Source organism: Actinomyces sp. W5033 (assembly GCF_051303165.1).
Window position 1 is genome coordinate 34,897 of the sequence record NZ_JBPPGD010000014.1, and the last position, 9,008, is coordinate 43,904.

The following is a 9,008-nucleotide window of genomic DNA, read 5'->3' on the forward strand; positions in this document are numbered from 1 at the left end:
CTGCGCCGGTGCGTGAGGCAGACTGTGCCCATGAGCAACGTCCGCCAGGAGCCGGAGGAGCTCGCCCTCCTCACCGGTCCCCGCGCTGCCTCCGTGCTCGCAGCAGCCCTGGCCCCTGCGCACGAGCGGCTGCTCTCCTGGGAGGTCCACTCCGTCCACCACCGCCCCGGCGCGGGCGTGAGCGTAGGCTACACCGCCGTCGTCGGCCGGCCTGACGGCAGCCAGAGCACCGAGTACCTGTGCGCGACGACGGCCCGCCTGAGCAACCCGCACGCCCCTGGCGTCAACCGCGTCGCCCCCACGGCCGGCGACGGCCCGCCCGTGCACGTGTGGCGCCACCCCGCCGACCCCGAGCTGCCGGCCCTGGCGGTGGCCTGCACCCCCTCGCTCCTGTCACACCGCCTCGGCTCACCGGTGAGGACGGCGATGGTCGCCTACCGCCCCACCCGCCGTGCCGTCGTGCGCGTGACCCACCGTGACGGGTCCACCTCCTACGCCAAGGTCCTCAGACCCGCTGTCTGCGGCTCCTTCGCCCTGCGCCACCACATGCTGCGCGCCGCAGGGGTGCCGGCACCCGAGGTCCTGCGCGCCGACCCCGACGGCCTCGTCCTGCTGTCGGCCGGGCAGGGTGTGGCCCTGTCAGGTCTGCTCTCACGCGGGATGGGCGCCGCCCAGTCCCAGCGGGTGCTCGGTGCGCTCACGGCCCTGCTCGACTCCCTGCCGCGCGCCGCCCTGACCCTGGAACGTCACCCGGCCTGGTCCGAGCGCGCACGGCACTACGCCCACGCCGCCGCCACCGTCCTGCCCGAGCACGCTGCCCGCGCCCGGGCCGTCGCCGAGGGGGTCGAGCAGCTCATGGCCGTGAGCGACCCCGGCCCCGTCGTGCCGGTGCACGGCGACTTCTACGAGGCCAACGTCCTCATGGACGGCGAGAGCGTCGCCTCGCTGCTCGACGTGGACTCCCTGGGCCCCGGCCACCGGGTGGACGACCTGGCCTGCCTGCTCGGGCACGTGAGCATCCTCGACCACCTCGCCCCGGCCTCCTACCCGCACCTGCGGCCGGCCCTGGAGACCTGGACCCGGTTGGCTGAGGCCCAGACGGACCCCGTCGCGCTGCACGCACGCTGCGCGGGCGTCGTGCTCTCGCTCGTGGCCGGTGCGCGCCGTGACGACGGCGGGCCCTGGCGCCCGGACGCGGAGGGGCGCCTGGCGAGGGCGGAGCTGTGGCTCGCCCAGGCGCGCGAGCTCCACGCGCGTCGCGGGGCCCGCTGAGCCCCGAGGCCCGCTGGGGCCGGCGGACGGTGGGACCCGCGGGCCGCCGGCAGAGGCCGGGCTGCCGCCGGCAGCCGCCGGCTCCAGCGGGCGCGACGCGTCAGCGGGCCTCGGCGAGCAGCTGCTGGAGACGGCCGACGCCCTCGGTGATCGCGGCGTCGCTCGTGGCGTAGGACAGGCGCAGGTAGCCGGAGCGGCCGAAGGCCTCGCCGGGGACCACGGCGACCTCGGCGTGCTCGAGGGCGAGGTTTGCCAGCGTCATGGACGAGTCGATGACCGTGCCGCGCAGGCTCCGGCCCAGCAGGCCCTCGACGCTCGGGTAGGCGTAGAAGGCTCCCTGCGGCACAGGCACGACGAGCCCGTCGATGGCGCGCAGCATGTCCACCATGAGCAGACGGCGCCGGTCGAAGGCCTCGCGCATCTCGTGAACCGCTGACAGGTCACCGTTGAGGGCGGCCAGGGCGGCGACCTGGGACACGTTGGCGACGTTCGAGCTCAGGTGCGACTGGAGGTTGGTGGCGGCCTTGGTGACGTCCGAGGGGCTGATCATCCAGCCCACGCGCCAGCCGGTCATCGCGTAGGTCTTGGCGACTCCGTTGAGGACGATGGCCTGGTCCGCCAGCTCGGGGACGAGGGCGACGATGTGGGCGCTCTCGGCGCCGTCGTAGAGCAGGTGCTCGTAGATCTCGTCGGTGACGACCCAGATGCCGTGCTCAAGGGCCCAGTGGCCGATGGCGGTGAGCTCCTCGGGCGTGTAGACGGCACCGGTCGGGTTGGAGGGCGAGCACACGAGCAGGGCCTTGGTGCGCTCGGTGCGGGCGGCCTCGAGCTGGGCGACGGTGACCTTGTAGCCCTGATCGGCCCCGGCGAAGACCTCGACGGGGCTGCCGCCGGCGAGCCGGATGCACTCGGGGTAGGTGACCCAGTAGGGAGCGGGCAGGATGACCTCGTCACCCGGGTCCACGATGGCGGCGAAGGCCTCGTAGACGGCCTGCTTGCCGCCGTTGGTGATGACGACGTCGTCGGGGCTGACCTCGTAGCCGGAGTCGCGCAGCGTCTTGGCGGCGACGGCCTCGCGCAGGGCGGGCATGCCCTTGGCAGGGGTGTACTTGTGGTTGGCCGGGTCCTTCGCGGCGGCGACGGCGGCATCGACGATGTAGCCGGGTGTGGCGAAGTCGGGCTCGCCGGCGCCGAAACCGATGACGGGGTGGCCGGCGGCCTTGAGGGCCTTGGCCTTGGCGTCAACGACCAGCGTCGCGGAGGGGGCAATGGCGGACAGGCGTGCGGAGACACGGGACCTAGGTGCAGTAGTCACGGCGCTTATGCTCGCACGCGCCGTGGCAACGTGCCTGACACGTCCCGCCTGCGCAGGCCCGTCGCACACGGCGTCAGGGGCCCCGCACAGCCGTCGGGTGGGGTCTCCACATGAAGGGACCACCCAAAGAGATCCTCCCCCCACCCGAGGGCGGCGAGGGTCACAGGGCGACGCCGGTGGCGTCGAGGATGCGCCGCAGCATCGCGGCGCGCTGGTGGAGGCCGGCCTCGGCGGGGACCTGGCACTTGACGCCGAGGTAGCGGGCCGCGGGGGCGGAGGACTCCTCGGGGGACAGGGCCGCCAGGGTGCAGTCGCGCACGTCCTCGGCGCTCATGACCGAGCCCGGCTCGTCGATGTCGAGCGGCAGGTGCCCGTCCATCCAGGCCTTGGCGTAGCGGGTGTCCACCGGGCCGGCGCCGGAGAAGGTCACGCCCTCCAGGACCCCGGCGGCCCGGGCCAGGCGCACGTGCTCCAGGGCCAGGGCGCCGTCGTGGCCCTCCAGGGCGCTGCGCCCCCAGTTGATCGTCATGCGCACGTCGGGACGGTGCAGGGCGGTGACGACCTCGAGCTCGGCCTCGATGGTGAGCATGCGCTTCTCGCCGCGGTCGGGGGAGACGAAGGCGTCGCAGTGCTCGACGAGCAGGGTGGCGCCGCCCCAGTCCCAGTCCGCCAGCTCGGCCAGGGACTCGCCGAAGGCGCGGGCGTCGTGGGCGGTGCCGGGGGCGCCGGAGGGTGCGGAGTGCATCTCGACGCCGGCGACGACGTCACGGCCGGCGGCCTCGCGCAGCGCCTCGACGCCGTCGCGCACCTGCCGGGTGAAGGCGAGGGCGGCGGCGCGCCCCTGGGCGTCGGTGGAGGCCAGGCCGAAGGTGCCGGTGGCCCACACCCGGACCATGGTGCCCGGGATGGCGGTGATGACGTTGTGGTCCCAGGCGGGGGCGAGCTGCGAGGCGAGCCAGCCAAGGTCCCCGAGGTCGTCACGGAAGGGCAGCTCGAGGCCGCGCACGCCGGGCACAGTGGCCAGGAGGCGGTAGTACTGCTCGGTCTCCTCACGGGTGGCGGGCAGGGAGGCGTAGGCGCCGAGGACGGCGTAGGGGGTGGTGGGCATGGGCTCTCCTCGTTGAGACGGCTGGGGGTCGCTGCGGCGGCGCAGGCGCCGGCAGGAGACGGCACGACGGAGCGTGTCAGACGTCAGATGACTTGATGCTACCTCGGGAGAGGGACGTGGTGCAGCCCACGGCGGTGGCGATTTCCCGATCCGCGGTACGTGTGGCAGGATGAGACACCGCTGAAGGGCAGTGGCGCAATTGGTAGCGCACCGGTCTCCAAAACCGGCGGTTGTGGGTTCGAGTCCCGCCTGCCCTGCTGAGAACGGCGGATCTGTCGGGAGATCCCGTCGGCTCCGTCCTCTCGCCCGCAGCTCCGGGCGCTGACCGAGACCGACGACCCCCGAGGAGTCACACGCATGAGCGAGGGTAACGCCGTCGCCAAGGGCAAGAAGGCCAGGAGGACCAGCCTCCTGGGCAGTGTCCCCCGCTTCCTGCGCGAGGTCGTTGACGAGCTCCGCAAGGTCGTCTGGCCGACCTCGAAGGAGCTGCAGACCTACTTCACCGTCGTCGTCGTCTTCATCGTCGCCATCATGGCGTTCACCGGCGTGCTCGACCTGGTCTTCGACCGCCTTGTCATGTGGCTGTTCGCCTGACCCGCACCGCACGCCCCGTACAGAGGAAAGCAGGTAACCGTGTCCGAGGAGATCCTCCCCGAGGAGAGCGTCGAGGCCGCCCAGGCCGAGGCGGACGCCGCCGTCGTCGAGGACGTCGAGGTCCAGGGCGAGGCCCCCGAGGCCGGCGCCGTCGAGGAGCCCCAGGACGAGCCGGCCCGTGAGGCCGACCCGCTCGAGGAGTTCCGCAGGCACATGTCCTCGCTGCCCGGCGAGTGGTACGTCCTGCACACCTACTCCGGCTATGAGCGCCGCGTGGCCGCCGACGTCATGGCCCGTGCCGAGAACTTCGAGGTCGAGGACTACGTCTTCGACGCCGTCGTGCCCATGGAGACGGTTGTCGAGGTCAAGAACGCGGGCAAGAAGAAGGAGGTGTCGCGTGTGCGCATTCCCGGCTACGTGTTCGTCCGCATGGACCTCGACGACCCGCAGACCTCCGACCGTGTGTGGCGCACCATCAAGGACACCCCGGCCGTCACCGGCTTCGTCGGCGACCGCTACAACCCGGTCCCGCTGACCTTCGATGAGGCCGTATCCCAGCTCGGCCCCACGCCGGAGGAGCTCGCCGCCAAGCAGGCCGCCAGCGCGAACGAGCACCCGGACGAGGGTGCCCTCACCCAGGTGGTCGAGGGGGGCACCGTCTACGAGGTCGCCTTCAGTGTCGGCGAGTCCGTCATCGTCACCGACGGCCCCTTCGAGTCGCTGCCGGCGACCATCTCGGAGATCCACCCCGAGACCCAGAAGGTCCAGGTCCTCATCTCGATCTTCGGCCGCGACACCCCGGCCGAGCTGTCCTTCGCCCAGGTCGCCAAGATCTGAGGCGCCCCACGTCCTCACGCGGCGCCCGGTGCCTGCCCCCGCTCGGGGTGGGCACCGGGCGCCGCGTGTCACAGCCGCCAGCCCTGTGATACCGCCCACCGGAGGTGCTGGGCTCTCCCGCCAGGGGCTAGGATCAGTTCTCGTGCGTGCGCGCCCCTCCAGGCGCGCGAGCGCCACTGCACGGCAGGCGTGCAGTGCTCCGGACAAGAAGGACCCCCTACATGGCTCCCAAGAAGAAGGTCTCTGGGCTCATCAAGCTCCAGATCCAGGCCGGCCAGGCCAACCCCGCCCCGCCGATCGGCCCTGCGCTCGGTCAGCACGGCGTCAACATCATGGAGTTCTGCAAGGCGTACAACGCCGCGACCGAGTCGCAGCGCGGCAACGTCATCCCGGTGGAGATCACGGTCTACGAGGACCGCTCCTTCACCTTCGTGACCAAGACCCCGCCGGCCGCCGAGCTCATCAAGAAGGCTGCGGGCGTCTCCAAGGGCTCTGCCACGCCCCACTCCGCGAAGGTCGGCACGCTGACGATGGACCAGGTCAAGGAGATCGCCTCCACCAAGATGGCTGACCTCAACGCCAACGACCTCGACGCCGCCGCCGCCATCATCGCCGGCACCGCCCGCTCGATGGGCATCACGGTCGCCTGAGGCGCGGCCACCCCCACCAAGACCACCGTGGAAGGGCCATGCGCGGCCCGCACACCACGACTGCAAGGAGAAGCAGATGACCAAGCGCAGCAAGGCCTACCGCGCCGCCGCTGAGAAGATCCAGTCCGGGATCCTCTACACCCCGGCCGAGGCCGTCAAGCTCGCCAAGGCGACGTCCATCACGACCTTCGACTCCACCGTGGACGTCGTCCTGCGACTGGGCGTTGACCCCCGCAAGGCTGACCAGATGGTGCGAGGCACCGTGTCCCTGCCGCACGGTACTGGTAAGACCGCCCGCGTCATCGTCTTCGCCCAGGGCGAGAGGGCCGAGCAGGCCCTCGCAGCGGGCGCTGACGAGGTCGGCGGCGACGAGCTCATCGAGAAGGTGGCCGGCGGCTGGACCGACTTCGACGCCGCCGTCGCCACCCCGGACCTCATGGGCAAGGTCGGCCGCCTGGGCCGCGTGCTCGGTCCCCGTGGCCTCATGCCCAACCCGAAGACCGGCACCGTGACGATGGACGTGGCCAAGGCCGTCACCGACATCAAGGGCGGCCGCATCGAGTTCCGTGTGGACCGTGCTGCCAACCTCAACTTCGTCATCGGCAAGTCCTCCTTCACCGAGGAGCAGCTGGTGGAGAACTTCCAGGCCGCCCTGGACGAGGTCCTGCGCCTCAAGCCCTCCACCTCGAAGGGCCGCTACGTCCTCAAGGCGACGATGACGACGACCATGGGCCCGGGCATCCCGCTCGACATCACCAAGGCCTGACGCGTCGCTCCCTGAGACCGCTGACGCCGGCCGCCCCCTTGTGGGGCGGCCGGCGCCGTCGTTCCCGCGCTTGACCGCCGAAGCCGACGCCGCGGCGTCCCCGCCTGCCTGAGATCCGCGCTCAGGCGAGGGCGAGGAGCCAGGCGATGTAGGCACCGGCCATGAGGTACGGGCCCAGGGCGATGGGCGTGTCGCGCCGGACCCGGCCCAGGACCATGAGCGCGAGGGCCGCGCTCCCGGCCAGGAGCAGGCCGGCGACGACGCCGACGACGGGCACGGCCCAGCCGAGGCGGCCGAGCCACAGGCCCGTGAGGGCGCACAGCTTGACGTCTCCCATGCCCAGCCCCGAGGGCGCCAGGGCGAGCAGCAGGCACACGCCCCCGAGGACGGCGGCAGCGCCGACGGAGCCGATGAGCGCGGACAGCGCGAGCCCGGGCGCGCTCCCCAGGGCCAGGAGCACGGCCTCGCCGCCCGAGCAGGCGGCCGCCCAACCGGCCGCCGGGCCCAGCAACCGGTTGGGCAGCCGGTGGCAGACGGCGTCCGTGCTCCCGGCCACCGTGAGGGCGGCGAGCACCGGCAGGGCGAGCGCAGCCTCCCACCAGCACCCGGCGTCGAGCGCTGCGGCGCAGGCCGGCAGCGCGGCCGCGAGGAACAGGGCCGTTAGCCGGCGGGGGAGCAGGAGACGGCGGCGACCAGCAGCGGCGCGCAGCACGGGGGCGGGCATCCCGGCGCCCGTGCCCGGGGCGTGGGCGCCACCGTCGAGAAGGTCCTCGACATAGGCGCGGGCGAAGCGGGAAACGGGCCCGTGGACGGCCGCGCCGCAGGCCGCGAGGACCAGGGTGAGGGCGAGCAGGGCGAGGGGCACGCCCGCCACTGTCTCACGAGGCCTTCCCGCCTGGCGCGGCACCTGCCACGGCCTGTGGACAGCTGGGCGTGTGGAGGGGCCGGGCGCGTGCGCACGCCGGTCCACAGGCGGGTGGGGCCGGGCCGTGGGGCCGGCGCACGCGGGTGCGCACGGGCGCGCGGCGGCGCCGAGCCCGGCCCACGTGACCGATCGCACCGCGCAGGAGCGCCCCAGCGCTTGCGGTGCGGTGCGCCAGGACCGGTAGTGTGTCACCTGCCAAAGACCGCAGGTCTCCCGGTCCGTGAGGACCAGGACCAAGCTCGGCGCCCGTGGGCGACGAGGCCAGCGCAGGTGAGAACGAGACCCCTCCGCCCCGTGCGGTGTGAGAGCCCCGTGCCTTGCCGGCGCGGGGCTTTGTCCGTTCCCGGGCCCGGGCGCCTGCGGCAGACCACGGAAGGAGGGCCCATGGCAAGGCCTGACAAGGAGGCGGCTGTCGCCGAGCTCGCGGGCAAGTTCCACGACTGCGGTGCTGTGCTGCTGACTGAGTACCGCGGGCTGACCGTCGCCGAGCTCAGGGAGCTGCGTCGTTCGCTCGCCGGTCACGCCGAGTACACCGTGGTGAAGAACACGCTTGCCGCCATCGCCGCCCGCGAGGCCGGCCTGGAGGCCTTCGCCGACGACCTCAAGGGCCCCACCGCCCTGACCTTCGTCACCGGTGAGCCGGTCGAGGCCGCCAAGGCCCTGCGTGACTTCGCCAAGGACAACGCCAAGCTCGTCGTCAAGGGTGGTGTCATGGACGGCAACGTCCTCGACTCCGCCGAGGTCGAGAAGCTGGCTTCGCTCGAGTCCCGCGAGGTGCTGCTCGCCAAGGCTGCCGGTGCCATCAAGGCGTCGCTGTCCAAGGCTGCGTACCTCTTCGTCGCGCCCGCCTCCAAGGCGGTCCGCACTGTCGACGCCCTGCGCGAGAAGCAGGAGACCGCGGCCTGAGCCGCGTGCGCCGCCCCCACACCACACAGACCCTGTGCTGACCACATACGGCGCAGGACCCTTTTTCAGGAAGGAACGCCCATCATGGCGAAGCTGACCACTGACGAGCTCATCGAGGCCTTCAAGGAGCTCACCCTCATCGAGCTGTCCGAGTTCGTCAAGGCCTTCGAGGAGACCTTCGACGTCACCGCTGCCGCTCCGGCCGCCGTTGCCGTCGCCGCTGCCCCCGGCGCGGCCGCCGAGGGCGCCGCCGAGGAGGAGAAGACGGAGTTCGACGTCATCCTCGAGGCCGCTGGCGACAAGAAGATCGGCGTCATCAAGGAGGTGCGCGCCCTGACCTCCCTCGGCCTGAAGGAGGCCAAGGAGCTCGTTGACTCCGCCCCCAAGGCCGTCCTCGAGGGCGTCAACAAGGAGACGGCCGACAAGGCCAAGGAGCAGCTCGAGGGCGCCGGCGCCACCGTCACCCTCAAGTGACCTCCTCCCCGAGCCGGTGACCAGGGCCCGCGAGCGGCCGCCTACCTCGGGTCGGGCCTGTGCACGATGAGGCTGGCAGGAAGGTACCTACCGGGTGCGGGGCGCAGCCTCGCCGCCTGCTGCGGCGCCCTCGGTATCGACATCGGCACTGCGCACACGGC

10 protein-coding genes and 1 tRNA gene are annotated in these 9,008 nt (G+C 72.4%); 8 read left to right on the top strand and 3 right to left on the bottom strand.

The features are described from left to right. The first annotated feature begins 30 nt into the window (after positions 1–30). Positions 31–1,272, top strand: a complete 1,242-nt coding sequence (locus tag ACSJJR_RS09630) for a phosphotransferase (protein ID WP_435943053.1) — start codon at positions 31–33, stop codon at positions 1,270–1,272. Positions 1,273–1,372: 100 nt separating this feature from the next. On the opposite strand, the gene ACSJJR_RS09635 is transcribed toward ACSJJR_RS09630, so the two are convergent. After that, positions 1,373–2,587, bottom strand: coding sequence for a pyridoxal phosphate-dependent aminotransferase (locus ACSJJR_RS09635; protein WP_435943052.1), 1,215 nt, complete (start codon positions 2,585–2,587; stop codon positions 1,373–1,375). A gap of 160 nt (positions 2,588–2,747) precedes the next feature. Beyond that, positions 2,748–3,695, bottom strand: a complete 948-nt coding sequence (locus ACSJJR_RS09640) for a DUF4862 family protein (protein ID WP_435943051.1) — start codon at positions 3,693–3,695, stop codon at positions 2,748–2,750. A 184-nt stretch (positions 3,696–3,879) separates the two neighbouring features. Between ACSJJR_RS09640 and ACSJJR_RS09645 the strand changes: the two genes are divergently transcribed. The 5 genes from ACSJJR_RS09645 to rplA all read left to right on the top strand — a co-directional run bounded on the left by ACSJJR_RS09645 (position 3,880) and on the right by rplA (position 6,542). Further along, positions 3,880–3,952: transfer RNA gene (locus ACSJJR_RS09645), tRNA-Trp, on the top strand. A gap of 100 nt (positions 3,953–4,052) precedes the next feature. Beyond that, a complete protein-coding gene (gene secE / locus ACSJJR_RS09650; RefSeq protein WP_435943050.1) occupies positions 4,053–4,289 on the top strand; it encodes a preprotein translocase subunit SecE in 237 nt (78 codons plus the stop codon). 39 nt (positions 4,290–4,328) lie between these two features. After that, entirely contained in the window at positions 4,329–5,126 is a 798-nt protein-coding gene (gene nusG, locus ACSJJR_RS09655) for a transcription termination/antitermination protein NusG (RefSeq protein ID WP_435943049.1), read from the top strand. A 221-nt stretch (positions 5,127–5,347) separates the two neighbouring features. Further along, positions 5,348–5,776 carry a 50S ribosomal protein L11 gene (gene rplK, locus ACSJJR_RS09660; RefSeq protein ID WP_435943048.1) on the top strand — a complete coding sequence of 143 codons (429 nt, stop codon included), beginning with the start codon at positions 5,348–5,350 and terminating at the stop codon, positions 5,774–5,776. A gap of 76 nt (positions 5,777–5,852) precedes the next feature. Further along, positions 5,853–6,542, top strand: a complete 690-nt coding sequence (gene rplA / locus ACSJJR_RS09665) for a 50S ribosomal protein L1 (RefSeq protein ID WP_435943047.1) — start codon at positions 5,853–5,855, stop codon at positions 6,540–6,542. Positions 6,543–6,663: 121 nt separating this feature from the next. On the opposite strand, the gene ACSJJR_RS09670 is transcribed toward rplA, so the two are convergent. Continuing rightward, entirely contained in the window at positions 6,664–7,407 is a 744-nt protein-coding gene (locus ACSJJR_RS09670) for a prepilin peptidase (protein WP_435943046.1), read from the bottom strand. A gap of 444 nt (positions 7,408–7,851) precedes the next feature. Here ACSJJR_RS09670 and rplJ point away from each other — a divergent pair, with 444 nt between their 5' ends. Together rplJ and rplL are read left to right on the top strand one after the other, a co-directional pair. Next, entirely contained in the window at positions 7,852–8,373 is a 522-nt protein-coding gene (rplJ, locus tag ACSJJR_RS09675; protein WP_435943045.1) for a 50S ribosomal protein L10, read from the top strand. A gap of 84 nt (positions 8,374–8,457) precedes the next feature. After that, a complete protein-coding gene (rplL, locus tag ACSJJR_RS09680) occupies positions 8,458–8,847 on the top strand; it encodes a 50S ribosomal protein L7/L12 (RefSeq protein ID WP_435943044.1) in 390 nt (129 codons plus the stop codon). Positions 8,848–9,008 lie beyond the last annotated feature (161 nt).

Bases quoted from the DNA above. Each gene is read 5' to 3' on its own strand.
- ACSJJR_RS09630 (WP_435943053.1), top strand. From the start codon at position 31: ATGAGCAACGTCCGCCAGGAGCCGGAGGAGCTCGCCCTCCTCACCGGT.
- ACSJJR_RS09640 (WP_435943051.1), bottom strand. From the start codon at position 3,695: ATGCCCACCACCCCCTACGCCGTCCTCGGCGCCTACGCCTCCCTGCCC.
- secE (WP_435943050.1), top strand. From the start codon at position 4,053: ATGAGCGAGGGTAACGCCGTCGCCAAGGGCAAGAAGGCCAGGAGGACC.
- rplK (WP_435943048.1), top strand. From the start codon at position 5,348: ATGGCTCCCAAGAAGAAGGTCTCTGGGCTCATCAAGCTCCAGATCCAG.
- rplA (WP_435943047.1), top strand. From the start codon at position 5,853: ATGACCAAGCGCAGCAAGGCCTACCGCGCCGCCGCTGAGAAGATCCAG.
- rplJ (WP_435943045.1), top strand. From the start codon at position 7,852: ATGGCAAGGCCTGACAAGGAGGCGGCTGTCGCCGAGCTCGCGGGCAAG.
- rplL (WP_435943044.1), top strand. From the start codon at position 8,458: ATGGCGAAGCTGACCACTGACGAGCTCATCGAGGCCTTCAAGGAGCTC.